Below are 23,684 nucleotides of genomic sequence, written 5' to 3' on the forward strand. Positions count from 1 at the left end.
TCATGTCCGGCACTGACTCGGCCGCCCAGGAGCGCGCCGCCGACGCCGCGGTGGGAGCCGCGGCCATGAAGAAGGCGATCTGGCGGCTAGGCCCGTTCCTCGGACTGCTCTACCTCGTCGCCTACATCGACCGGAACAACGCGGGCTTCGCCAAGCTCGAGATGACGGCCGCGCTGAACATCACCGAGGCGGCGTTCGGCTTCGCGGCCGGCATCTTCTTCATCGGGTACCTCCTCTTCGAGGTGCCCAGCAACCTGCTGCTGGAGAAGTTCGGCGCCCGCAAGTGGATCGCGCGCATCATGATCTCGTGGGGCATCGTCGCCGCCCTCACCGCCTTCGTGCAGGACGAGACGCAGTTCGCGATCGCGCGCTTCATCCTCGGCATCGCGGAGGCCGGGTTCTTCCCCGGCGTGCTGCTCTACCTCACGCTCTGGTTCCCGCGGCAGTACCGCACGCAGGTGCTCGCCGTGTTCGTGCTGTCGAACCCGATCGCCAACGCCGTCGCCGCACCGCTGTCGGGCTGGATGCTCGAGCTCCACGGACTGTGGGGTCTGGACGGCTGGCAGTTGGTGTTCCTCCTGCAGGGCGTGCCCGCCGTGCTGCTCGCGTTCGTCGTGTTCTTCTGGCTGCCCGATCGCCCGCAGGACGCCCGCTGGCTGAACCCGGCCGAGCAGCGGTGGATCACCGACACGCTCGCCGCCGAGACGCAGGCCACGGAGCAGCGCCACGGCCGCCTCCGCCTGGGCGAGGTCTTCCGCAACGGGCGTCTGTGGACGCTGATCGTGCTGTTCTTCGGCGTCGTGTTCGGGGCGTACGGTCTGGGCATGTGGCTGCCGACGATCGTGAAGAGCATGGGCGACTTCTCCAACGCCACGACCGGATGGCTGGTCGCGTTGCCCAACCTCTGCGCGGCGCTGGTGATGCTGCCGTGGGAGCGCGCCGCGCGGAAGCAGGGCAACATCCCGCTCCAGATCGGCATCACGCTGAGCATCACGGCCCTGTCGCTCATCGCAGCGGTCGCGGCGCAGGGCACTCCGATCCTCGCGCTCGCGGCGCTGTGCGTCGGGATGTCCGCCCTGTTCTCGACCACGCCGCTGTTCTGGAGCCTGCCGCCCATGGTGCTCACGGGCACGGCCGCAGCGGCGGGACTGGCGTTCATCAACTCGGTCGGCAATCTCGCCGGGTTCGCCGGTCCGTACGCGATCGGCTGGATCAGCCAGACCACGGGATCCGCCGTGTGGGGCCTGCTGCTCATCTCCGGGCTCACCCTGCTCGGGGCGACGATCGCGTTCGTGCTGAGCCGTCGCGCCGACTTCACCGCGGCGCCCGCACCGGCGCCGCAGTCGGCGCCCGCCGCGCGCTGAGCCGTCCGGATCGGCGGGCGTAACGAGAACGTAACCCCGCCGATCCGGTTCGCTCTAGACGCCCTCGCGCTTTTGCTACATGCTATAGCGAACACCCTTACCCGAAGCATCACCCGAAGCACCACCCGACACCTGGAGGCACCCATGTCGCGTCGTCGCGTCCTTCTCGGCGGAGCAGCGCTGCTCACCGCCGCGCTGATCACCGCTGGCTGCAGCACCTCATCCACCCCCGACGGCTCCGCCCAGGACGGCGGCACGCTCACCGTGGCCGCGGCCCAGGGCATCCCGCAGCTCAACCCGGCCATCCGCACCTTCGCGTGGGAGGAGGTGCTGTTCCCGCTGCTCTGGAACGGCCTCACCACCACCGACGAGTCCGGCGAGATCGTCGGCGACCTCGCCGAGAGCTGGGAGACCTCGGACGACCAGAAGACGTGGACGTTCACGCTCCGCGACGGCGTCACGTTCTCCAACGGCGACCCGTTCACCGCGGAAGACGCCGTGGCCTCGTTCGAGTACTACCTCGACCCCGAGACCGCCACGCAGGAGAAGAACAAGATCGACATGGTGACCGACGTCACCGCCCCCGACGACAAGACCGTCGTCATCACGCTCTCCGAGCCGATCGCCACGTTCGACGCCGGCATCGTGTGGGTCAAGATGCTCGACGTCGACGCGCTCGACACCATCGACAAGGAGCCCATCGGCACCGGTCCCTACATCGTCGACGCCTTCACACCCGACGACAGCCTCACACTCGTGCCCAACCCCGAGTACTTCGGCGACGCCTCCGCGCTCGACGAGATCAGGATCGTGAAGGCCGCCGAGTCCACGGCTGCCGTGACCGGACTGCGCTCGGGCGACATCGACGTGCTGTGGTCGGTGCCGCAGGGCGACGTCGAGGGCCTGGAGGCCGGCGGCGACATCGCGCTCGTGAAGCCGGAGAACCCGAGCCAGTGGCCGTCGTGGGAGGTCGACACCACCTCCCCGCCGTTCAACGACGTGCGTGCGCGGCAGGCCCTCGCATACGCGATCGACCGCGAGGCGATCCTCGACGCCGCGTACTACGGCCAGGGCACGGTCTCCCCGACCAACAACGCCCTCGGCGAGGTGAACCCCTGGTACGGCGGCGACCTGACCGACTACTCCTACGACCTCGACAAGGCCAAGGAGCTGTTCGCCGAGGCCGGCGTGACCGAGGGCAGCACCCTCACCTGGTGGGGCGTCGCCGGACAGTACCCGGAGTGGAACACCAGCGGCGAGATCCTGCAGGCCAGCCTCAAGGAGATCGGCATCACCCTGAAGATCGACAACAACGACGTCGGCACCTGGGTCGACTCGTTCTACCCGGCGGGCAAGAGCTTCCCCGGCTACATCGTGCCGAACTTCCAGTCCACGCCGCCCGAGCCCGCCTACTCGCTGAATTTCTATCTGGAGGGCCGCTGCGAGTGCAACTGGGTCGACCCGGAGTTCCAGTCGGCCTTCGCCGCCGCCGTCGCCGAGCCCGACCAGGCCGCGCGTGCCGAGAAGTGGGGCACCGTGCAGACGATCATCAACCAGCAGGTGCCGCTGATCGTGCCGCTGCAGTCCACCGTGGTCACCGCGACCAGCACGAAGGTCGACGGCGTGTGGGTCGAGGGCGGCGGGCAGCTGCACCTCGAGAACGCGCAGCTGAAGGGCTGACGTGCTCCTCTCCGTCCTGCGGCGGGTGGCGATCAGCATCGCGATGCTGATCGCCACCTCGCTCCTCGTGTTCGTGGTGCTCCGGCTGCTGCCGGGCGACCCCGTGATCACCCGTCTCGGCTCGACGCCGGGCGTGGACGCCGAGATGCTCCAGCGTCTGCGCGAGGAGGCCGGGCTCGACGCCCCGGTCATCGAGCAGTACCTGCGCTGGATCGGCGGCGTCGTCACGGGCGACTTCGGACAGTCGTACTTCAACCAGTTCTCGGTGACCGAGCTCATCGCGCAGCGCCTGCCCGCCACGCTCGAGCTCACGCTGATCGGCATCCTGCTGGCCGTGCTCATCGCGACCCCGGCCGCCGTGATCGCCTCGCTGCGCCCGCTCGGCGTGGTCGACCGCGTGCTCACGGCCATCTCCACCGCGGGCATGGCGCTGCCGCAGTTCCTCATCGGCATCGTGCTGATCGTGGTGTTCGCCGTGCAGCTGAAGTGGCTGCCCGCCCGCGGCTACACGCCGTTCGCGGACGACCCGGCCGACAACCTCGTGCGCATGATCCTGCCCGCCCTCACCCTCGCCTTCGCCGCCGCGCCGCTGCTGATGCGGTTCCTGCGGGCGTCGATGGTCGAGGTGCTCGACGCCCCCTACATCCGCACCGCCCGCGGCAAGGGGCAGTCGGCGAGCGGGGTGGTCCTCGGGCACGCGCTGCGCAACGCCCTGATCCCGGGGCTCACCATGCTCGGCCTCATCGTCGGATACACGCTCGGCGGTGTCGTGATCGTGGAGTACGTGTTCGGTGTTCCCGGGCTCGGCTCGCTGGCGATCGACGCCGTGTTCAAGCGCGACTACGCGGTGCTGCAGTCGGTGGTGCTGCTGATCTCCGCCATGTTCATCCTCACGACGCTGGTGGTCGACCTGCTCTACGGCGTGCTCGACCCGCGTCTTCGTGCAAGGAGCAGCCGTGGCTGACACCCTCACCCTCGCCCTGCGCTCGACCCGTCCGCGCCGCCGGCTCGCCGTCGCCTCGTGGATCCCCCTCGCGCTGCTCGCCCTGATCGTGCTGGCCTGCGTGCTCGCGCCCGTCATCGCGCCGTTCGACCCCGCGGCCCAGTCGCCCGACCGCTTCGCCGCGCCCTCGGCCGTGCACCTGTTCGGCACCGACGAGCTCGGCCGCGACCTGTTCAGCCGCGTGCTGTACGGCGGACAGCTCACCGTGTTCATCGCCGCCGGTGCCACGCTCGTGGCGATGGTGCTCGGCATCGCCTGGGGCATGGCCGCCGCGTTTGCCCGCGGCTGGGCCGACGAGCTGCTCATGCGCCTGGCCGACACCGTGATGGCGATCCCGCAGATCCTGTTCGCGCTGGTGTTCATCTCGGCGTTCGGCGCCGACCCCGTGAAGCTCGCCGTCATCATCGGCATCCTGCTCACCCCCACGACCGCGCGGCTGGTGCGGTCGTCGGTGCTGAGCGAGCTGCAGGAGGACTACTTCACCGCGGCCGTGGCCTTCGGCTCGAAGCGCAGCCGCCTGCTGTTCGCGGAGGTGCTGCCCAACGCCAAGGGACCGATCGTGGTGCAGGCCGCGATCAACGCCGCGAACGCGATCCTGCTGGAGGCGTCGATGAGCTTCGTCGGGCTCGGCATCGCGCCGCCCGAGGCCACCTGGGGCACCCTCGTGCAGCAGGGCTACCAGAAGATGTACCAGTCGATCGGGTACGTGCTGTTCCCCGCGCTGTTCATCTTCGTGACCATCTGGCTGCTCAACGTGCTCGCCGACCAGTTCGGCGGCGACCGGAAGGGGAAGGGCCGATGACCGACGCCGCTCCCGTCCTGCGGGTGCAGGACCTCACCGTCTCCTACGGCGACGTGACGCCCGTGAAGGGCATCAGCTTCGCGGTGCGCCCCGGCGAGCGGATCGGCCTGGTCGGCGAGTCCGGCTCCGGCAAGTCGCTCACCGCGCTGTCGATCATGCGCCTCAACGACGGCGCGAAGCTCGGCGGCAGCATCCGGCTGCGCGACCGCGAGCTGCTGACTCTCCGCACGCGCGAGATGACGAAGGTGCGCGGCGGCGAGATCGCGATGGTCTACCAGGACCCGATGTCATCGCTGAACCCGGTGCGCACCATCGGGCACCAGCTCGTCGAGGCGATCCGGCTGCACGAGCGGGTGTCGCGGCAGGCCGCGCGTGCCAGGGCCGTCGAGCTGCTGACCGAGGTCGGCGTGCCGCTGCCCGAGGAGCGCCTGAGCCAGTACCCGCACGAGTTCTCCGGCGGCATGCGGCAGCGCGTCATGATCGCGATGGCCATGTCGTCGCGGCCCGCGGTGCTGATCGCCGACGAGCCCACCACCGCCCTCGACGTGACCACGCAGTCGCGCATCATCGACCTGCTCGACCGTCTCGCGGAGGACCACGGCACCGCGGTCGTGCTCATCACGCACGACCTCGGCGTCGCGGCCGGCTTCTGCGAGCGGATCCACGTGATGCGGCACGGGCGCGTGGTCGAGGAGGGCCCCGTCGACCGGATCTACGCCGCGCCCGAGCACCCGTACACGCAGGCGCTGCTGGGGGCCGTGGTCGACCTCACGGTGGACGTGCACCAGCCCATCCCGACTGTGGACGCCCTTCACCTCGCACCGCCCACCCCGGAACCGCACGGTGCGGGGCCATCCCACCCCCGGTCCGTGAGCGAGGGGGGCTTCGACGAGACGAAGGGCGCCGCCGACACGATCAGCGCGGTCGACCGGGCCAGGGAGTCGGGCGACGTGCTGGTCGACGTGCAGGGCGTGACGAAGGTGTTCACGCTGGGCTCCGGACGCCGCGTGACCGCGGTCGACGACGTGTCGTTCCAGATCCGCCGCGGTGAGACCGTGGGGCTCGTCGGCGAGTCGGGGTCGGGCAAGTCGACCGTGTCGAAGGCGGTGCTCGCGCTCGGCGGCATCGACGGCGGTGCGGTGGTGTTCGACGGGCAGCGTCCGCACGACCTGCGCGGCGAGGAGCTGCGCAGGCTGCGCCGCCGCATGCAGATGGTGTTCCAGGACCCGTTCTCGGCGCTCAACCGCCGGCAGACCGTGGCGCAGATCATCGAGGCGCCGCTGCTCGCCCACGGCATCGGCACCCGGGCGACCAGGGCCGAGAAGGTGCGCGAGGCGATGCACCGGGTGCGGCTGGACGAGGAGTTCGCGCACCGGCTCCCGCGCTCGATGTCGGGCGGCCAGTGCCAGCGGGTGTCGATCGCGCGGTCGCTCGTGCTGGAGCCGGAGTTCCTGGTGCTGGACGAGTCGGTGTCGGCGCTCGACGTGTCGATCCAGGCGCAGGTGCTGAACCTGTTGCGCGACCTGCAGACCGAGCTCGGCCTGACGTACCTCTTCATCAGCCACGACCTCGCCGTGATCCGGTACATGTCGTCGACCGTGGCCGTGATGCAGCACGGGCGGATCGTGGAGGTCGGCGCGCGCGACGCCCTGTTCGCGAACCCGCAGCACGAGTACACGCGCAGCCTCATGGCCGCGATCCCGGTGGCCGATCCGGTGCTCGAGCGGCGCCGGCGGGCCGAGGCCGCAGCGCTCTGGCAGGCGCAGGGGGCGGTCACCGCGGTCGTCCCGGCGCCCACCGCCGCGGGAGCGCGCGGATGACACCGACGGGACACCACGTCCCGACCCGCCGTCGATAACGAAGGAGTCGTCATGTCCGACACCACCACCGGCACCGAACATGGTGTGCGCTCGACGGGGCGTCGCGCCCTGATGACCGGGCTCGGCGCCGTCGCGCTCGGTGCGGCCGGGTCCGTCGTCGGCGCGTCGTCCGCGCAGGCGGCCCCCGTCGCGGCGGGCTCGAAAGACGTCACGAGGGCGGAGACCGTCGCCGACCTGGCCGGGCTGCGGGCGCGCGAGGGCGAGCTGGCGATCGTCGCCGGGTATCACGCGCCCGGCGACGCCGGCCTGCTCGTGTACGTGGGGGCCGGTGAGGCCGACACCGCGGTCAACGGCGGCACGGTCGTCGCCGGCAAGCGCCACACGAAGTGGGTGCTGCTCCACGACGGCACGGTCGACTTCCGGGTCTTCGGCATCACCGGACCCGAGACGGCGGCCGACGACGCGCTCGACGCGCTGGTGAACGACCCCGCCGTCCGGCGCATCGAGGCCCAGACCGACCTGCTGTTCCAGCGGCGGCACGTCTTCACCCGCTCGCACATCGAGATCGACTTCGGCGGGCACCTGGTCACCACGGAGGGGATCGAGCCGAACACCGCCGACAACCCGTTCGGCGCGGTCATGTTCTTCACCGGGGCGGCGGCAGACGTGGTCGTCGAGCACCGGCTGACCGAGCCGTGGGCGGAGCTGACCGACGCGGTCGCGGTGCCCGACGCCACCCCGTTCGCCGTCGACACCTGGTGGGCGGTGCAGTGCGACGAGGTCGCCGGTGGCGGGCGGGACGAGCGCGAGCTGCAGCGGTTCGTGCAGGTGACGCAGCAGCTCGACGCCACGCACATCCGCGTCGACTACCTCAACGGGTGGCCGCTCGACACCGGTCGCCGGCTCACCTGGCGCCGGATGGAGCCGGTCGTCGGGGTGCGCATCGCGAACATGCGGTTCCTCGGCGCCGGACCGTTCGACGGACCCACCGACGGGTCCTTCCCCGATCCGCGCGAGCGCACAGGGTCGCACCCGATCGCCTTCGAGTACGCCGTCCACTGCGACGTCGCCGACGTGCACGCCAGCCGCACCTGGTGGCCCGTGATCATGCGGCGGTGGAACACCCACTTCACCACCGAGCGCTGCTCGGTCGAGAACCCGCCCACCGTGTTCTACGGCGGCGCGGGGTACCTCACGCAGCAGATCTACAGCCTCTACGGGCGGGTCGCCGACTGCACGTCGTCGAACGCGCGACACCTGAACGACCTCACCGCGAGCGCGTACTGCATCGTCGAGAACTGTCACGGCGACGGCGACGACCAGGGCGGCAACCCGTTCACGACGCACGGCCAGTACGAGCACGACCTCACCTTCATCGGCAACTCCGGGCTGATGGACATCGCCAACTCCGGGGCGCAGTGGGGCACGGCCGCCAAGCGCATCACGGTGCGCGACCACGTGTGCTCGTGGTTCGTCGCGGGCACGAAGATCAGCGACCTGACGCTCGAGAACGTGCGGGTGATCGGCCGCTCCACCTTCGACCCGCAGGCGACCATGACCATCAATGCCGACGGGGCCCAGGTGCGCGGCTGCACCGCCGGGCTGCTGGCGATCGGGCAGCGGTCGGCGCGGTCCTCGCGGCCGACGACCATCGAGGACTCCACGTTCGCGCTGCCGAAGGACCAGGTGCTCGTGCAGACGCCCGTCACGGTCCCGGTCAGCTTCGTGCGCTGCACCATCGGCGGCATCGACGGGACCAAGGCCCGTGGTTCGGGACCGGTCGAGTTCGTCGACTGCCGGCTGAGCGGCCCGGCCTCCGGCGCGCCGTTCGAGCTCGGCGCGTCGCGGGTCACGATCCGCGGCGGCACCGTGCGCGACGTGCTGCTGTCGGCGACCGCCGTACGCGACCAGCTCATCGCCGTGGAGGGCGTGGAGCTCGGCACCGAGCGGGCCGACGTCGCCCTGCTGTCGCGGGCGGCCGGCGACGGCGTCGTCACCTGGCGTCTGAGCGGGGTGACCTCGACGGTCGCGAACGGTGCGGCGCACGCCGACATCGGCGCGGGCGTGAACCACGCGCGCATCACCGGCTCCCAGTTCGTCGGGGGACGGTTGCGGCTGGCCGACGGGTTCGCGGAGCCGTCCACGCTGCTCTACAGCGACTCCGTGGAGCGCGGGGTCGAGACGACGGTGCCCGAGGCCGGGGACCGGGTGCTGATCGCCGACGTGCTGAGCGTGTGAGCGACGGCCATGATGGACGACAGGGAGGACCTGGAGTGAACGACACGGCAGCTGCCACGCGCCTCGGCGACCGCATCCGCGTTCCGCGCACGCGCGCCCGCATCGGTGTGGCCCGGCGCGACATCACGCCCCCGGTGGGCATCCGCGCCAAGAACTGGGGTCCCGCCGACTGGGAGCGCTCCGAGGGGGCGCATCGCCCGTTCGAGCTGACCGCGCTCGCGGTGATCGGGGCCGACGAGCGCCCCCGCGTGCTGCTCGCGGTCGATGGCACCTGGTGGCGCCGGGTCGCCGACGAGCAGGGGGTGCGCGGCGCGATCCTTGACGGTCTCGGCCTGGAACCCGACCAGCTCATGCTGTCGCTGTCGCACACGCACGCCGGCGCGGTGCTGTGCGCCGCCGACGCGCACCTGCCAGGGGGCGAGCTCATCCCCGGCTACCTGGAGGCGCTGTCCGCCGCCGGGGTCGCGGCCGGACGGGAAGCGCTCGACGGCGCCCGCCCCGGACTGATCGAGTGGACCACGGGCACCTGCACCCTCGCCGCGGAACGGGAGCTCGACCTCGACGGACGGGCGCTCGTGGGCTACAACCCGCAGGGCACCGCCGACGACACCGTGACCATCGGTCGCATCAGCGTCGACGGCCGGGTGCGGGCGACCCTGGTGAACTACGCCTGCCACCCGACCACGCTCGCCTGGCAGAGCCGCGAGGTGTCGCCGGACTACGTCGGGGCGATGCGCGAGATCGTCGAGACCGCGACCGGTGAGCCGTGCCTGTTCGTGCAGGGGGCATCGGGCGAGCTGGCCCCGCGCGAGCAGTACACGGGAGACGTGACCGTGGCCGACCGGCACGGACGCTCGCTCGGACACGCGGTCCTCGCCGCGCTCGACGCCCTGCCGCTGCCCGGTGAGGAGCTGACGCTGGACGGTGTGGTCGAGTCGGGGGCGCCGCTCGCGATCTGGGCGGGGCGGCCGGTCGACGGCGGAGACGGGGCGCGCGGGGTCGTGGCGGCCGTCGAGCTCCCCCTGCGCGACCTGCCGACGCTCGACCAGCTGGCGGAGGAGTGGAAGGACATCGACCCCCGCTCCCGCGACGAGCGTCTGGGCCGGGCGCGGAACCTGCGCGACGGCTACATCGACGGGCCCACCGTGCAGCACCCGGTGTGGGCGTGGCGCTGGGGCGACGCGGTGATCGTGGGGCATCCCGGCGAGGCGTACTCCCGGTTGCAGACGACGCTGCGGGCACGGTTCCCCGCGACCCCCATCGTGGTGATGAACCTGACGAACGGCCCGGGCTTCGTCTACCTCCCGACGCGCGAGGCCTACGACCGCGGCGCCTACCAGGCCTGGCAGACCCCCCTGGCCGCCGGGGCCCTGGAGCTGCTCGAGGCGCACGCGGTGACCCTCGTCGCGAGCCTGCTCGACGACTGACCTGCGGCCGCTACACTTGCTATAGCAAATCCCCGTCGTAGAGGAGAGACATGACCGCGCAGCGCCCCGTCGCCATCGTCACCGGAGGCTCCGCCGGCATCGGCTGGGAGATCGGACAGCGGCTCTCCGCCGACGGGTACCGCGTGGTGGCGACCGACCGCGTGCCCGGCCTCACCGCGGGCGACAACCCCGCCGGCATCCTGTGGCGCGAGCTCGACGTGACCGATCACGCCGCGGTCGACCGGGTGTTCGGCGAGATCGAGGCCGAGCTCGGGCCCATCGAGGTTCTCGTGAACAACGCGGGCATCCAGCGGCACCGCGGCATCGAAGACCTCACGTGGGACGAGTGGTCGGCCGTGGTCGACGTGAATCTGCACGGGGTGTTCTCCGCCCTCCAGGCCGCCGGGCGCCGCATGCTCGACCGCGGCGAGGGGCGCATCGTCAACATCTCGTCCATCTCCTCGCGCGGTTCCGCGGGCCGGGCGCCCTACGCCACGACCAAGGCCGCGGTGATCGGGCTCACCTCCACCGCCGGGGCCGAGTGGGCGGCGCGGGGCGTGCGCGTGAACGCGGTCGCCCCGGGCTACGTCGACACGGGCGTCTTCCGGCAGGGGGTCGAGCAGGGCACGCTGAGCCTCGACACGATCCTGTCGCGCATCCCCGCGAAGCGCCTGGCCGACGCGAGCGAGATCGCCGCGGCGGTCAGCTTCCTCGTCTCCGACCAGTCGCGCTACATGAACGGCCAGACGCTGTACGTCGACGGCGGGTTCATGGTGGACTACGGCGTGCCCCTCGCGAAGAAGCCCGAATGAGCGCGATCGCCCGCGTCGACACCGCCACGGTGGTGCTGCCGCTGCCCGCGCCCCTGCAGCTCGGGGCCATGACGGTCACGCGCCGCGAGTACACCGCTGTGCGGGCGACCGCGGGTGACGGCACCACCGGCGTCGCGTACTGCCTGTCGCGCGAGGCGCCGATGGCCGAGATCGTGGAGCGGCTCGTCGCTTCGCACGCGGTCGGCACCGACGCGGACGACCCGGCGAGCACGTGGGAGCGGATGCTGCGGGGGAGCGCGATCGTCGGACGGGTCGGGCTCGTGCGCCGGGCCATCGGGCTCGTCGACATCGCGCTGTGGGACATCGCCGCGCGGCGGGCCGGGGTGCCGCTGTGGCGCCTGCTCGGCACGGGCGACGCTCCCCGCGACGCGATGCTCGTGGCCGCGTACCCGTCACCGCAGCGCACACCGCGGGAGGTCGCGGACGAGGTCCTGGTGCAGGCGCCGGGGTGGTCGCAGGTGAAGATCTCCCGCATTCCCGATCCGGCATACATGCGCGAGCTGCTGGCGCTGCTGAACGCAGAACTGCCCGACACGACCGGGCTGGTGGTCGACGTGGGCTTCGGCTGGCCCGACGCCGACACGGCCCTCGCCGAGATCGCGCAGTGGGGCGACCCGCGCCTGGCGTGGCTCGAGGATCCCCTGCTGCCGGAGGACGCGGCGGGTGTCGCGCGGATCCGCCGCGAGTCGGGGCTGCCGGTCGCGGTGGGCGACGAGGTGACCGACCCCGCGGTGCTGAAGGCGCTGGTGGAGGTCGGCGAGGTCCATGCGCTGCGCCTCGACGTGGTCGCGATCGGCGGAGTCACCCCCGCACGGGAGCTGATCGCGTGGGCGGCCGAGCGGGGCGTACCCGTGTCGGGCCACGTCTACCCCGAGGTGACCGCACATCTCGGCATCCAGGTCGAGACCTTCGCGCGCGGCGTGAATCCGTACGACCCCGCGCCCTCGTTCGTGACGGGCGGCCCGCGGTTCAACGGCGCCGTGACACCGAGCGATACCCCGGGCCTCGGGTTCGCGCTCGACCCCGCCGTGTTCCGATTCGAGAGGGACTGACATGACCGACTCCCCGCGCAGTGTCGTGGTCACCGGCAGCGGCAAGGGCATCGGCCGCGCGGTCGCCGAGCGCCTCACCGCCGACGGCTGGATCGTGGTGGGGCTCGAACGTTCCCCGGGCTCCGGCACGGTCGAGGCGGGCGTGCTGGCGGAGGTCGTGCTCGGCGATGCGTCCGACCGCGAGGCGCACGCGCGCGCGGCGACCGCGGCCCGTGCGCGCGCACCACTGGGCGGGTGGGTGAACAACGCCGGCATCACTCGGCGCACTCCCCTGCACGAGCTCGACGAGACCGCGGTGCGGGAGATCATCGGCATCAACGGCTTCGGCTACCTGTGGGGCTGCTCGACCGCGGTGTCGGCATTCGTGGACCAGGGCCTGCCGGGGGCGATCGTGAACATCGGCTCGATCCACGGGCGGGCGAGCTTCGTGGATCACGCCGCCTACGAGTTCACGAAGGGCGGCATCGATGCGCTCACGCGCAGTGTCGCGGTGACATATGGCGGTCTCGGCATACGTGCGAACACCGTGGCGCCGGGCGGCGTGCGCACCCCGCACCTGGAGGCGCAGATCGCCCGAGCGGCCGACCCCGCTGCGGAGGAGCGCGCGCTCGCGGAGGGCCCGCCGATGGGACGTATCGCCCGGGCGGAGGAGGTCGCCGCGGTCACCGCATTCCTGCTCTCCGATGAGGCCCCGTACCTCTCCGGTCAGTCCATCGCGGTCGACGGCGCCTGGAGCGCGTCCTTCGGCGACATCACCGTCGACCCCGCCCTGCGCGCCCGCTTCGACGCCTGACACCGCCGATTCCTGAGCGCCGTTCGTCTCGTCGCCGGCGTGGTGTCTGAGCGCCGTTCGTCTCGTCGCCGGTGGGGTTTCCGAGCGATCGTAACGACGCGCCCGCACCGATGTCCGGGGTCCGTGCGACGATCCGCTCGTCGACGGGAGAACGGATGCGTGGGGAAGCCACCGTGCTGCACGCCGACCTCGACGCCTTCTACGCGTCGGTCGAGCAGCGCGACGCCCCCGAGCTGCGCGGTCGACCGGTGATCGTGGGCGGCGGGGTCGTGCTGGCGGCGAGCTACGAGGCGAAGGCCCGCGGCGTCCGCACCGCGATGGGCGGTCGCCAGGCGCGGGAGCTGTGCCCCGACGCCGTCGTGGTGCCGCCGCGCATGGAGGCGTACTCCGCCGCGAGCACAGACGTCTTCGCGATCTTCCGCGACACGACGCCGCTGGTCGAGGGGCTGTCGATCGACGAGGCGTTCCTGGAGGTCGGCGGGCTGCGGCGCATCGCGGGAACGCCGGAGGAGATCGCCGTGCGCCTGCGGGAGCGTGTGCGACGCGAGGTCGGGCTCGCGATCTCGGTCGGGGTCGCGCGCACCAAGTTCCTCGCGAAGGTCGCCAGCGCCGTGAGCAAACCCGACGGTCTGCTGGTCGTGGAGCCCGAGCGCGAGGAGCAGTTCCTCCTGCCGCTGCCGGTCGAGCGGCTGTGGGGTGTGGGCGCGGTGACGGCCGAGAAGCTGCACCGCTACGGCGTGCGCACGGTCGGCCAGCTCGCGGAGCTGGAGGCGGCGACGGCGGAGCGCATGCTCGGCAAGGCCACGGGCGCGCACGTGCACGCGCTCGCGCGACTGCGGGATCCGCGCCCGGTCGACACCACGCGGCGGCGCGGGTCGATCGGCTCGCAGCGCGCGCTCGGCTCGCGGCCGCGGTCGGCGGAGGAGCTCGACCTCATCCTCACGCAGATCGTCGACCGGCTCGCCCGGCGGCTGCGCGACGGCGACCGCGTGTGCCGCACGGTGGTGCTGCGACTGCGCTTCGGCGACTTCACGAAGGCCACCCGCTCCCGCACGCTCGGCGCGCCGACCGACCGCACCGCGATCCTCCTCACGGTGGCGCGCACCCTGCTCGCCGCTGCGCAGTCCGAGGTCGCCGACCGCGGCATCACGCTGCTCGGCCTCTCCCTGTCGCAGCTCGACCGCGCCGACCGCGTGCAGCCGGAGCTCCCGATCGACTGGGGTGATGAGGCGCGACTCGACTCGGTGCTCGACACCCTGCGCGACCGCTACGGTGCGGCCTCCGTCTCCCGCGCCGCACAGCTCGGACGCGACCCCGGCTGGTCCACGCCGATCCTCCCCGAGCACGAGTGAGGCCCCGGAAGAGGGCTGCCATGGTTAAGGCCAGACTTCACCCCCGTTCTGGCTAGAAGTCGGGCTACACTGAGGGCATGCAGACTGTACCGCTGAGCGAGGCCAAGGACCACCTCTCGCGCCTGGTGGACCAGGTCGAGCGCGAGCACGAGACGATCGAGATCACTCGCCACGGCCGGGGCGCGGCAGTGTTGATGAGTAAGGACGCCCTGGAGTCTCTGTACGAGACGCTGCATTGGCTGTCGGAGCCGGGCACGCGACAGGATGTCGACGATGCGCGGCGACAGGCTGAGGCCGGCGAGCTGCGCAGCGCGGAGGAGACGATGGAGCGCTACGGGGTTCGGCCCCGGTGACCTGGATCACCGCTTTCGCTGACTCCGCCTGGCGCGACCTCGATCGGTTGCCGCAGAAGATCGCACAGGCCATCGTCGAGTTCGCTGTCCTCACCCTGCCCGAGAATCCGGAACGCATGAGCAAGCCGCTCGTCGACGAGTTCGAGGGCCTGCGCTCTGCACGCCGTGGGGACTACCGAGTGTTGTTCTTCCTCGGCGCGCGAGAGACGATCGTGGTCGTGCGCGCCCGGCACCGCCGTGATGCGTACCGCCCGCCCGCTCCGCACTGGGACTGACAGAGGCCGGTGGCCCGCACGCCCCCTCGAAACGAAGGAGATCTCACGCGATGAAGGAGGTCTCCGGAGCTCCGCTCCTTCATGACGCGAGATCTCCTGCGCACCGTGCGGCCGTCCACCGGCCGCATAGCCCACCGTGCGGACGGGTACCGCCGCAGGTGACCCCGCCTCCGCGCCTCAGGCCTTGAGCATCGACGCCCGCGCGATGCGGCCGTCCACCACGTCGAAGGTCGCGATGGTCTCGGTCGCGACACCCGCGTTGATCACCTGCTCCTGCGCCACGACCCACCGCGCGCCGAAGAGCACGCTCGACTCGATGACGCACGAGAGCTCGGGGTTCTGCAGCCGGGGTTCGTAGAACGCGCGGATGGCTTCGGCGCCGACGATGGGTTCGGGCGCGACACCGGTGATGACGGCGTCGTCGGCGTAGGTGGCGACGAACGCGTCGAGGTCGTGGGCGTTGAACGCGTCGAGCTGTGCCTGCACGGTGTCGTGCGCGGAACGGTCGAGGGCGGTGCGGTCAGTCAATGCGAACTCCTCCGTTGACGTCGTAGGTGGCTCCGGTGATGAAGCGGGCGCGCTCCGAGGCGAGCGACGCGATGATCCAGGCGACGTCCTCGGGCTGGCCGAACGCGCCGAGGGGGATGCCGGCTTCGAGCTTCGCGCGCCCCTCGCCCTGGAGCTGGTCGGTGATGGCGCTGGCGACAGGGCCGGGGGTGACGGCGTTGACGCGGATGCCCTCGGAGGCCAGGTGTCGCGCGAAGCTGCGGGTGATGGCGAGCAGCGCCCCCTTGCTGGCGGCGTAGTGGATGCCGGTCTGCAGGGCGCCGACCTGTCCGGCGATCGAGGCGATGTTGACCACCGACCGGTCGCCCTCGGCCGCGCGCAGCAGGGGGAGTGCCGCCCGGGTGAGCAGGAAGGTGCCGCGGGCGTTGGTCTCGAGGACGAAGTCCCACTCCTCGATGTCGATGTCGGGGTAGGGCGTGTAGGGGCAGACTCCGCCGTTGTTGATGAGCACGTGCAGCTCGCCCCAGGTGACGGTGATGCGGTCGGTGAGCGCGTCGATCGATTCGGGGTCGCGCAGGTCGAGCCGTGACACCAGCACCTCGGCGGCACCGGCCGCCCGGCACTCCTCGGCGACGCGCTCGGCCTCGGCCTCGCGCCCGGTGTAGGTGATCCAGAGGGCGGCGCCCTCGCGGGCGAGTTCGAGGGCGGCGGCGGTTCCGATGCCGGAACTCGCGCCGGTGATGAGTGCGCGGCGAACAGTCATGCCTAAACGCTATAGCAAGAACCGGTCGCTGTCAGCCGCTGTACACCGCTTTGCTAGATGCTATAGCATCGCTCCCATGACTGCGCCGCTCATCCTCGTCACCGACTGCGACCTCCCGGGGACCGTCATCGAAGACACCCTCCGCGGCGCGGGCCTGCGCGCCGATCGCGCCGCCTCCGGCAGCCCCGACGACATCGCCGCGCTCGGCGCCGAGGCCGAGGGACTCGTGGTGCAGTGGGCACGCATCGACGGCGACCTCATGGACCGGATGCCCAACCTGCGCCTCATCAGCCGCGTCGGCATCGGGTACGACATGATCGACGTCGACGCCGCCACCGCCCGGGGCATCGCCGTCGCCAACACCCCCAGCTACTGCATCGAAGAGGTCGCCGCGCACACCGTGGCCATGATCATGACCCAGGCGCGCGGACTCCCCGCCTACGACCGCGCCGTGCGCGCCGGCACCTGGAAGGCCGTGGACGCCCGACCGCTCGCCGTGCGCCCCTCCACCACCACCGTGTCCGTGCTGGGCTTCGGTCGCATCGGCTCACTGGTCGCCCGCGGCCTCCGCGGCCTCGGCTTCCGGGTGCTTGTCGCCGACCCGTACGCCCCCGCCGATGCCGTGCGCGAGGCGGGCTGCGAGCCCGTCGAGATCCCCGACGCCATCGCCCGCGCCGACATCCTCACCCTCCACGTGCCCCTCACCGACGCCACCCGGCACCTGATCGACGCGGCCGCCCTCGCCACCATGAAGCAGGGCGCCGTGATCGTGAACACCTGCCGCGGACCGCTCATCGACGAGGACGCGCTCGCCGCCTCCCTCCGCGACGAACACCTCGGCGGCGCCGCGCTCGACGTCTTCGCGGGGGAACCGCTCGCCGCCGACTCCCCGCTCCGCGACCTCGATCAGGTGCTGCTCACCCCGCACGCCGCCTGGTACTCCCCCGAGGCCCTCGCCGACCTGCCGGTGCACGCGGCCCAGAACATCATCCGGTCGTTCGCGGGCGAGTCCGTGCCGATCGTCAACCCGTCGTTCGCCGCCGCCCGCTGACCCGAAAGCCCGACATGGAACTCCTGCGCCTCGGCCCCGCCGGCCACGAACGCCCCTACGTCCGCGACGACGCCGGGGTGATCCGCGACCTCGCGCCCCTCACGGCCGAGATCGACGGGGCGTTCCTCGCCGCCGACGGCATCGCCCGCACCCGCGAGGCCCTGCGCCGCGACGAGCTGCCCGTCGCCCACGTCGACGGCCTCCGCCTCGGCGCTCCCGTCGCCCGCCCGACCGCGGTCCTGTGTATCGGCCAGAACTACGCCGCGCACGCGGCCGAGTCCGGCGCGGAGCCGCCCGCGCACCCGGTGCTCTTCTTCAAGCACCCCAACACCGTGGTCGGCCCGAACGACGTGGTGCTGCTGCCGCCCGGTGCGGAGAAGGTCGACTGGGAGGTGGAGCTCGCGGTGGTGATCGGCAGGACCGCCCGCTACCTCCCGTCGCCCGAGGCCGCCCGCGACGTGATCGCCGGGTACACCATCTCCAACGACGTGTCGGAGCGGGCGTACCAGCTCGACGTCTCGGGCGGGCAGTGGTCGAAGGGGAAGTGCTCCGAGACGTTCAACCCCCTCGGCCCCGCGCTCGTGCCCGCCGACGAGGTCGACCCGCAGGCGCTGCGCCTCCGCTCCTTCGTGAACGGCGAGCCGCGGCAGGACTCCTCCACGGCCGACATGATCTTCCCGGTGCTGCAACTGGTGCACGAGCTCAGTCACTACCTGGTGCTGGAGCCGGGCGACGTGATCAACACCGGTACCCCGCAGGGCGTCGCGCTCTCCGGACGCTTCCCCTATCTGCAGGACGGCGATGAGATGACGATCGAGATCGAGGGGCTCGGGCAGCAGCGGCAGCGGACCGAGCGCGTGCACCTGAGCTGACGCGACCCCGGCGGCCTGTGTCCGCGGCACGGCTCCTTTCGCTGAGTGCGCCGTGCCGCGGCCAGAGGCCGTCGGGGGTGTGCGAGGTCAGGCGAGGTCGCGCGGCGGCTGCGGCGGGGTGCGGTGCAGGGGGTCGGCGACCGGGATGCGCTCGGGCTCCGGCTCGGCCTGGGCCTCGGGCGTCGCGGCGGGGGCGGCGGGAGTGGCGGGGAGCTCGCGGGCGACCTGCTTCTCCAGCACCGTCACGGCCTCGTCCGACAGCAGGATCAGGCCGTCGAGCTCTTCGCGCACGCGCTTGTAGGCCACGTTGCGCTCGGCCTGCGTCGCCGACTCGGCGACCGCGACCTTCAGCAGCTGCTGCGCGCGGTCGAGGCGCTTGCGCTCCGCCTCCGTGAAGGTGGAGTCGCGCAGCCGGCGGGCATCCTTCTCGGCGATCTCGAACGCCACCGCGTAGTCGCCAACGGCCTGCAGGTACTCCGCGATCTGGTGCTCCGACAGCGTCGCGCCGGCCGAGGCGGGGCGCAGCGCGTCGGCGGTCTTCTTGGCGCGCAGGAACGCGGCGGTGAGCGGTTGCCGTCCGTCGCTCATCGCGGGGAAGGCGATCAGCTTCGCCACGTCGAGCTCGTAGTCGAGCCAGCGGGCCGTGATCTCGTCGTGCTCGGCGAACAGCCGCGTCAGCAGGTCGTCGGTCGACACGGGGGCCGTGGTGTCGACCACCGACGGGCCGCGGCGCTTCGCCTCGCGGCCCAGGGCGCGGGCCTCGATCTCGGCGGTCTTCAGCTGCGCCTTCATGCGCAGCGTCTCCAGGCGGCGTTCGTGACGGCGCTTCGAGCTGCGCTCCCACGCCTTCGCCACGCCTCCGGCCATGCCCATGAGCGGGAAGACGAGCCACCAGTAGTGCCCCGCGAAGGTCCAGAAGCCCTGGATGAACTCGTCCATGATGGGTTCAGCCTACTGCGCAGGGGCCGGGCGCCGGCGGCCGTCCGTCGGCTCGGATCGGCAGCGTCCGCGGTGGTGGACCCGCGCCGCGAGGCAGACCGCGGCTAGGGTGGGCGCAGAGCCGGCCGGGCGGGGCGCGGCATCGTCGTCCTCCGCCGGTCGCCGTGGAGGAGGACAGCATGGAGACGAAGAACGTCGCGATCGTCGGCATCGAGAACAGTCATGCCACCGAGATCGTCCGCCACCTCAACGGGGAGGAGGCAGCCGACCTCCCGGTGCGGGTCTCGGCCCTCGTCGCGGGCGAGGTGGAGCGCACCAGGGAGCTCGCCGAGCTCGGAGCCATCACCCGCATCGCCCCCGAGGTGTCTGAGCTCAACGGCGCGGTCGACGCGCTCATCGTGACCAGCCGTGACGGGGCGCTCCACCGCGCGCTCGCCGTGCCGTTCCTCGAGGCCGGCACTCCCGTCTGGGTCGACAAGCCGCTGGCCACGACGCTCGACGACGCCGACGCGATCCTCGCCGCGGCCGAGCGTGGCGGCACGACCGTCACCTCCTCCTCGGCGCTCCGCTGGCTCGACGACACCGCGGCGATCGCCGACGCCGTGGCCGGGGTCGGCGCGCTCCAGTCGCTCACCGTCTCGGGCCCGGCCGACGCCGACAGCCCGCACGGCGGTCTCTTCTTCTACGGCATCCACCACGCCGACGTCGCCCAGCACCTGCTGCCCGGCGCGGCGGAGGGCGTGGAGGTCGAGCGGGCCGACGGCCGTGTCGTCGCGCGCTACCGCGTCGGCGGCGTGCCGGTGGTGCTGGACTTCGTGCGGCCCGAGGGCGACGCGGCCGTGCCGTTCCACGTGACGGCGGTCGGTACGGGCGGCACGGTCGAGCGCGACATCGAGGTCGGCCCCGACTACGTACGGCCCGGAGTCGACGCGTTCGTGCGGCTGCTGCTCACCGGCGAGACCCCGGTCCCGGTCGCCCAGCTGCGCGAGCCCATCGCGGTGCTGGAGCAGATCACGCGCGCGCTCTGATGCTCCGGCGTCGCGGAGGTGGGGGACGTTCCTCCGCGCGACTCCTCGGGCGCCAGATATCGAACGCCCGCACCGGTGACCACGCGGCCGAGCTCAGCTCCTCGTGAGGTCTTGCGCGAGCATCACGATGATGCCGCTCGGGCCGCGTAGATACGTCAGCTTGTACACGTCCCGGTAGGTGGCGACGCCGCGCAGCGGGTGGCAGCCGTGCCGGGCGGCGATGGCCAGTGACGCGTCGATGTCGTCCACGGAGAAGGCGACGCGGTGCATGCCGATCTCGTTCGGCAGTGTGGGTTCGGTCTCGATCGCGGCGGGGTGGAGGTACTCGAACAGTTCGAGCTGCCCCTGGCCGTCGGGCGTCTGCAGCACGGCGATCCTCGCGTGGTTGCCGTCGAGCCCCACCGCGGTCGACGCCCACTCGCCGCTCACCTCGTCGCGCCCGACCACCTCCAGCCCGAGGTCGGTGAAGAAGGCGATCGTGGCTTCCAGGTCGCGCACGGCGATCCCGACGTTCTCCAGGTGGATGGGCATGCCGCGATGCTACGCCGTGCCGTGTCGTGGTGTCAGCGGCCGAGCTTCTCCGCGCAGGCGACGCAGTACTCGGCGAACGGTCGCACTTCCAGCCGCCCGGCGGGGATGGGTTTCCCGCAGTTCGCGCAGACGCCGTAGGTGCCCGCATCGAGACGGGCCAGCGCGTCGTCCACCTGCTGCAGCTCCACCGCCGCAGCCTCGGCCAGCCCGGTGAGCCGTGACCACTCCGACGACAGCGTCACACCCTCGGGGTCGTGCTCGTCGTCGTCGTTCGAGCCCTCGCGGTCGTGCATGAGCTCGTCGAGCGTGGCCGCGGTCGCGCGCACCCGCCCTTCCGCCTCGGCGCGCAGTCGTTCCAGCAGCACGCGCGGATCCTCACTCATCCGCCCACTCTAGGCGCGCCTTCCGACACCGGCGCGCGCCTGCCGCGTGGCTCACTCGTGCGCGCGGCGCTCCGCCCGGGTGCGCGGGGGCTGCACCGCGGGGATGGAGTCGGTGTGCACGGCGGGGTGGTCGCGCTCCAGCGCCGCGCCCTCCATGTCGACGTTCGGGATGAGACGGTCGAGCCACCGCGGCAGCCACCACGCCGAACGGCCGAGCAGATGCATGAGCGCGGGCATCAGCAGCATCCGCACCACGAAGGCGTCGAGCAGCACGCCGAACGCGAGCCCGAACCCGATCGAGCGGATGATGGTCGACTCGGAGAAGATGAACCCGCCGAACACCGACACCATGATGAGCGCCGCGGCGATCACGACCGAGCGGCCGGCGCGGAAGCCCTGGGCGACGGCGTCTCGTGCGGAGGCGCCGTGCACGTACGCCTCGCGCATGCCCGAGGCGAGGAACAGCTGGTAGTCCATCGCGAGCCCGAACAGGATGCCGACGAGGATCACCGGCAGGAAGCTCAGGATCGGCCCGGTGCTGTGCAGGCCGATCAGGTCGGCGCCCCAGCCCCACTGGAACACCGCGACGATCAGGCCGTACGTCGCGAACAGCGACAGCACGAAGCCGCCGGTCGCGATCAGCGGCACGAGCAGCGAGCGGAACACCACGATCATGATGAGCAGCGACAACCCGACCACCACCACGAGGTACAGCGGCAGCACCGCCGCCAGGGCCTCGGAGATGTCGATGTTGATGGCGGCCTGACCGGCGACGCCGAGCGTGATGTCGCCGTCGATCGCGGGCAGCGCACGCAGGTCCTGCACGAGCTTCTCGGTCGAGGCGCTGTTCGGCCCCTCCTCCGGCAGCACCTGGAAGGCGAGGAGCGTGTTGTCGTCGGAGGTGGCGATGGGTGCCACGGCGGCCACGTCGTCCTGCTCCGCGATCTTCTCCGCCACCGTCACCTGGGTGGCGAGCAGGTCGTCGTCGCTCACGGCGTCGTCCAGCGTCGCGGTCACCAGGAGGGGACCGTTCGCGCCCTCGCCGAACTGCTCCTCGACCGCCTGGAACGCGCGGTAGCTGGTGGAGTCGGACGGTTCGCTCGACCCGTCCGGCAGCCCCAGGCGCATCGACATCGACGGGATCGCGATGATGAGCAGCGCGACGATGCTGACGACCGCGGTGACCACGGCGCGCAGGGTCGACATGCGGCGCACGGGCTTGCCCGCCGCGTGCTCCTGCCCGATCGTCGCGCGGGCCTTGCGGCTCAGCAGTCGCGTGCCGACGAGGCCGAGGATCGCGGGGGCGAGCGTGATGGCCACGAGGACCGCGACCGCGACGCACACCGCGCCGACCGTGCCCATGAGCCCGAGGAACGGCACTCCGGTGACGTTGAGCGCGAGCAGCGCGACGATCACGGTCGTACCGGCGAACACGACCGCCGTGCCCGAGGTGCCCGTGGCGAGCCCGATCGACTCGCGCACGGGCGACCCGGCGAGCAGCTGCTTGCGATGCCTGTTGACGATGAAGAGCGAGTAGTCGATGCCGACCGCGAGACCCAGCATCACACCGAGCACGGGGGTGACCGAGGCCATGTCGACCACGCCGGAGAAGGCGAGCGAGGCGGTGACGCCGACCCCGACGCCCACGACCGCCGTGACGATGGGCAGCGCGGCGCCGATCAGCGAGCCGAGCATCACGATGAGCACGACCGCGGCGAACGCGAGCCCGATGGCCTCGCCCACGCCGAAGATCTCGGGCACGCCCTGCGCGATGTCGGTGCCGAAGTCGACCGTGACCCCGTCGATCTTCTCGTCCTGGAAGTGCGCGATGGTGGCCTGCTTGACCTCTTCGGACAGCTCCAGGCGCGGGTCGGTGAACGACACGTTGACGATCGCGGTGGAGCCGTCTTCCGAGACGACGCCGATGCCGTCCGTCAGGTCGAGCAGGCGGGAGCCGAGTTCGACCTGTTCCGCGTTCGCGTCGAGCTCGGTGCGGTTCGCGTCGATCGTCGCCTGCTGCGCCTCCAGCTGTGCGAGCTGCGCGTTGAGGGCGGCGAGCTGCGCGTCGAGGGCGGCGAGCTGCTCCGCGGGCGCTCCGGCGGCTTCGGCCTGTGCCCGCGCCGCGGTGAGCTGATCGAGTCCGCCCTGGAGCTGGGTGCGACCTGCGTCGAGCTGCGCCTGTCCGGCGTCGAGCTGGGCGCGTCCGCTGTCGAGCTGCGCCTGCCCGTCGGTGAGCTGCTGCGCCTGGGCGGCCTGCTGCTGCTGGGCGTCGAACGGGTCGACCACCGAGGCGACGCCGTCGAGGTCTTCCGCGCTCGCGGCGAGGTCGGAGATCGCCTGCTTCTGCTCGTCGGTGAAGGGCTCGCCGTCGTCGGTGCGGTACACGACCGTGCCGGTGCCGCCCGCGGTGTCGGGCAGCTTCTTCGCGAGCTGGTCGGTGACCGCGCCCGACGCGGTGCCGGGGATGTCGAAGCTGTTGCTCAGCGTGCCGCCGAGGGTGAGGAAGGCGCCGACGCCGATGCCGAGGATCACGACCCACGAGACGATCACCGTCCACGCCCTGCGCGCAGCGAAAGAACCCAGACGGAACAGCAGTGAGGCCACGTGATCTCCTTCAG

The 23,684-nt window shown here is 71.8% G+C and carries 22 protein-coding genes; 16 read left to right on the forward strand and 6 right to left on the reverse strand.

What is annotated here, in order from left to right; translation table 11 throughout:
* Positions 1-2: 2 nt before the first annotated feature.
* From KZC56_RS06245 to KZC56_RS06305, 13 genes are all read left to right on the forward strand, one after another.
* Positions 3-1,364, forward strand: coding sequence for an MFS transporter (locus KZC56_RS06245; RefSeq protein WP_247638115.1), 1,362 nt, complete (start codon positions 3-5; stop codon positions 1,362-1,364).
* A gap of 144 nt (positions 1,365-1,508) precedes the next feature.
* A complete protein-coding gene (locus tag KZC56_RS06250) occupies positions 1,509-3,044 on the forward strand; it encodes an ABC transporter substrate-binding protein (RefSeq protein WP_247638116.1) in 1,536 nt (511 codons plus the stop codon).
* 1 nt (position 3,045) lies between these two features.
* Entirely contained in the window at positions 3,046-4,008 is a 963-nt protein-coding gene (locus tag KZC56_RS06255; protein ID WP_136035265.1) for an ABC transporter permease, read from the forward strand.
* The gene (locus tag KZC56_RS06260) at positions 4,001-4,849 is read left to right on the forward strand and encodes an ABC transporter permease (protein ID WP_247638117.1); all 849 of its coding nucleotides are present in this window, start codon (positions 4,001-4,003) and stop codon (positions 4,847-4,849) included. Before KZC56_RS06255 ends, KZC56_RS06260 begins: the two co-directional genes overlap by 8 nt.
* Positions 4,846-6,669 carry a dipeptide ABC transporter ATP-binding protein gene (locus tag KZC56_RS06265; RefSeq protein WP_247638118.1) on the forward strand — a complete coding sequence of 608 codons (1,824 nt, stop codon included), beginning with the start codon at positions 4,846-4,848 and terminating at the stop codon, positions 6,667-6,669. Before KZC56_RS06260 ends, KZC56_RS06265 begins: the two co-directional genes overlap by 4 nt.
* A gap of 51 nt (positions 6,670-6,720) precedes the next feature.
* Positions 6,721-8,907 carry a DUF4148 domain-containing protein gene (locus KZC56_RS06270; RefSeq protein ID WP_247638119.1) on the forward strand — a complete coding sequence of 729 codons (2,187 nt, stop codon included), beginning with the start codon at positions 6,721-6,723 and terminating at the stop codon, positions 8,905-8,907.
* A 35-nt stretch (positions 8,908-8,942) separates the two neighbouring features.
* Entirely contained in the window at positions 8,943-10,334 is a 1,392-nt protein-coding gene (locus tag KZC56_RS06275) for a hypothetical protein (protein ID WP_247638120.1), read from the forward strand.
* 50 nt (positions 10,335-10,384) lie between these two features.
* Positions 10,385-11,146, forward strand: coding sequence for an SDR family NAD(P)-dependent oxidoreductase (locus tag KZC56_RS06280; protein ID WP_136035568.1), 762 nt, complete (start codon positions 10,385-10,387; stop codon positions 11,144-11,146).
* Entirely contained in the window at positions 11,143-12,219 is a 1,077-nt protein-coding gene (locus tag KZC56_RS06285; protein ID WP_247638121.1) for a mandelate racemase/muconate lactonizing enzyme family protein, read from the forward strand. The genes KZC56_RS06280 and KZC56_RS06285 overlap by 4 nt, the downstream gene beginning before the upstream one ends.
* A 1-nt stretch (position 12,220) precedes the next feature.
* Positions 12,221-13,012 (forward strand): SDR family NAD(P)-dependent oxidoreductase, encoded by a 792-nt coding sequence (locus KZC56_RS06290; protein WP_247638122.1) that lies wholly within the window; start codon positions 12,221-12,223, stop codon positions 13,010-13,012.
* 155 nt (positions 13,013-13,167) lie between these two features.
* Positions 13,168-14,364: a DNA polymerase IV gene (gene dinB / locus KZC56_RS06295; RefSeq protein WP_136030044.1), complete on the forward strand. Its 1,197-nt coding sequence runs from the start codon at positions 13,168-13,170 to the stop codon at positions 14,362-14,364.
* Between the two features lie 77 nt (positions 14,365-14,441).
* Positions 14,442-14,717, forward strand: a complete 276-nt coding sequence (locus tag KZC56_RS06300) for a type II toxin-antitoxin system Phd/YefM family antitoxin (RefSeq protein WP_247638123.1) — start codon at positions 14,442-14,444, stop codon at positions 14,715-14,717.
* Positions 14,714-14,992 (forward strand): type II toxin-antitoxin system RelE family toxin, encoded by a 279-nt coding sequence (locus KZC56_RS06305; protein WP_247638124.1) that lies wholly within the window; start codon positions 14,714-14,716, stop codon positions 14,990-14,992. Before KZC56_RS06300 ends, KZC56_RS06305 begins: the two co-directional genes overlap by 4 nt.
* A gap of 177 nt (positions 14,993-15,169) precedes the next feature.
* Here KZC56_RS06305 and KZC56_RS06310 read toward each other — a convergent pair whose 3' ends face one another.
* Both KZC56_RS06310 and KZC56_RS06315 read right to left on the reverse strand, forming a co-directional pair.
* Complete coding sequence (locus KZC56_RS06310) at positions 15,170-15,520, reverse strand: nuclear transport factor 2 family protein (protein ID WP_136030040.1); 351 nt, start codon at positions 15,518-15,520, stop codon at positions 15,170-15,172.
* Positions 15,513-16,262, reverse strand: coding sequence for an SDR family NAD(P)-dependent oxidoreductase (locus tag KZC56_RS06315; protein ID WP_136030038.1), 750 nt, complete (start codon positions 16,260-16,262; stop codon positions 15,513-15,515). Before KZC56_RS06315 ends, KZC56_RS06310 begins: the two co-directional genes overlap by 8 nt.
* Positions 16,263-16,338: 76 nt before the next feature.
* Between KZC56_RS06315 and KZC56_RS06320 the strand changes: the two genes are divergently transcribed.
* Entirely contained in the window at positions 16,339-17,313 is a 975-nt protein-coding gene (locus KZC56_RS06320; RefSeq protein WP_247638125.1) for a C-terminal binding protein, read from the forward strand.
* Positions 17,314-17,327: 14 nt separating this feature from the next.
* Positions 17,328-18,185 carry a fumarylacetoacetate hydrolase family protein gene (locus KZC56_RS06325; protein WP_247638126.1) on the forward strand — a complete coding sequence of 286 codons (858 nt, stop codon included), beginning with the start codon at positions 17,328-17,330 and terminating at the stop codon, positions 18,183-18,185.
* A gap of 87 nt (positions 18,186-18,272) precedes the next feature.
* On the opposite strand, the gene KZC56_RS06330 is transcribed toward KZC56_RS06325, so the two are convergent.
* Positions 18,273-19,124, reverse strand: coding sequence for a hypothetical protein (locus tag KZC56_RS06330; RefSeq protein ID WP_247638127.1), 852 nt, complete (start codon positions 19,122-19,124; stop codon positions 18,273-18,275).
* Between the two features lie 179 nt (positions 19,125-19,303).
* On the opposite strand from KZC56_RS06330, the gene KZC56_RS06335 reads away from it, so the two are divergent.
* On the forward strand, positions 19,304-20,152 hold the full coding sequence (locus KZC56_RS06335; protein WP_247638128.1) for a Gfo/Idh/MocA family oxidoreductase: 849 nt from the start codon (positions 19,304-19,306) through the stop codon (positions 20,150-20,152).
* A gap of 93 nt (positions 20,153-20,245) precedes the next feature.
* On the opposite strand, the gene KZC56_RS06340 is transcribed toward KZC56_RS06335, so the two are convergent.
* Genes KZC56_RS06340 through KZC56_RS06350 form a run of 3 tightly spaced genes read right to left on the reverse strand, consistent with a single transcriptional unit; the run spans position 20,246 to position 23,670 of the window.
* Positions 20,246-20,683 (reverse strand): VOC family protein, encoded by a 438-nt coding sequence (locus KZC56_RS06340; protein ID WP_206252034.1) that lies wholly within the window; start codon positions 20,681-20,683, stop codon positions 20,246-20,248.
* Positions 20,684-20,715: 32 nt separating this feature from the next.
* Positions 20,716-21,066 carry a TraR/DksA family transcriptional regulator gene (locus tag KZC56_RS06345; protein ID WP_136031410.1) on the reverse strand — a complete coding sequence of 117 codons (351 nt, stop codon included), beginning with the start codon at positions 21,064-21,066 and terminating at the stop codon, positions 20,716-20,718.
* 51 nt (positions 21,067-21,117) lie between these two features.
* A complete protein-coding gene (locus KZC56_RS06350) occupies positions 21,118-23,670 on the reverse strand; it encodes an MMPL family transporter (RefSeq protein WP_247638129.1) in 2,553 nt (850 codons plus the stop codon).
* Positions 23,671-23,684: the final 14 nt, after the last annotated feature.

The sequence above is a fragment of the Microbacterium sufflavum genome (assembly GCF_023091155.1).
GTDB lineage: Bacteria > Actinomycetota > Actinomycetes > Actinomycetales > Microbacteriaceae > Microbacterium > Microbacterium sufflavum.

Bases quoted from the DNA above. Each gene is read 5' to 3' on its own strand.
- KZC56_RS06265 (WP_247638118.1), top strand. From the start codon at position 4,846: ATGACCGACGCCGCTCCCGTCCTGCGGGTGCAGGACCTCACCGTCTCC.
- KZC56_RS06340 (WP_206252034.1), bottom strand. From the start codon at position 20,683: ATGCCCATCCACCTGGAGAACGTCGGGATCGCCGTGCGCGACCTGGAA.
- KZC56_RS06250 (WP_247638116.1), top strand. From the start codon at position 1,509: ATGTCGCGTCGTCGCGTCCTTCTCGGCGGAGCAGCGCTGCTCACCGCC.
- KZC56_RS06335 (WP_247638128.1), top strand. From the start codon at position 19,304: ATGGAGACGAAGAACGTCGCGATCGTCGGCATCGAGAACAGTCATGCC.
- KZC56_RS06330 (WP_247638127.1), bottom strand. From the start codon at position 19,124: ATGGACGAGTTCATCCAGGGCTTCTGGACCTTCGCGGGGCACTACTGG.
- KZC56_RS06320 (WP_247638125.1), top strand. From the start codon at position 16,339: ATGACTGCGCCGCTCATCCTCGTCACCGACTGCGACCTCCCGGGGACC.
- KZC56_RS06245 (WP_247638115.1), top strand. From the start codon at position 3: ATGTCCGGCACTGACTCGGCCGCCCAGGAGCGCGCCGCCGACGCCGCG.
- KZC56_RS06325 (WP_247638126.1), top strand. From the start codon at position 17,328: ATGGAACTCCTGCGCCTCGGCCCCGCCGGCCACGAACGCCCCTACGTC.
- KZC56_RS06280 (WP_136035568.1), top strand. From the start codon at position 10,385: ATGACCGCGCAGCGCCCCGTCGCCATCGTCACCGGAGGCTCCGCCGGC.
- dinB (WP_136030044.1), top strand. From the start codon at position 13,168: ATGCGTGGGGAAGCCACCGTGCTGCACGCCGACCTCGACGCCTTCTAC.
- KZC56_RS06270 (WP_247638119.1), top strand. From the start codon at position 6,721: ATGTCCGACACCACCACCGGCACCGAACATGGTGTGCGCTCGACGGGG.
- KZC56_RS06345 (WP_136031410.1), bottom strand. From the start codon at position 21,066: ATGAGTGAGGATCCGCGCGTGCTGCTGGAACGACTGCGCGCCGAGGCG.
- KZC56_RS06315 (WP_136030038.1), bottom strand. From the start codon at position 16,262: ATGACTGTTCGCCGCGCACTCATCACCGGCGCGAGTTCCGGCATCGGA.
- KZC56_RS06290 (WP_247638122.1), top strand. From the start codon at position 12,221: ATGACCGACTCCCCGCGCAGTGTCGTGGTCACCGGCAGCGGCAAGGGC.
- KZC56_RS06285 (WP_247638121.1), top strand. From the start codon at position 11,143: ATGAGCGCGATCGCCCGCGTCGACACCGCCACGGTGGTGCTGCCGCTG.
- KZC56_RS06300 (WP_247638123.1), top strand. From the start codon at position 14,442: ATGCAGACTGTACCGCTGAGCGAGGCCAAGGACCACCTCTCGCGCCTG.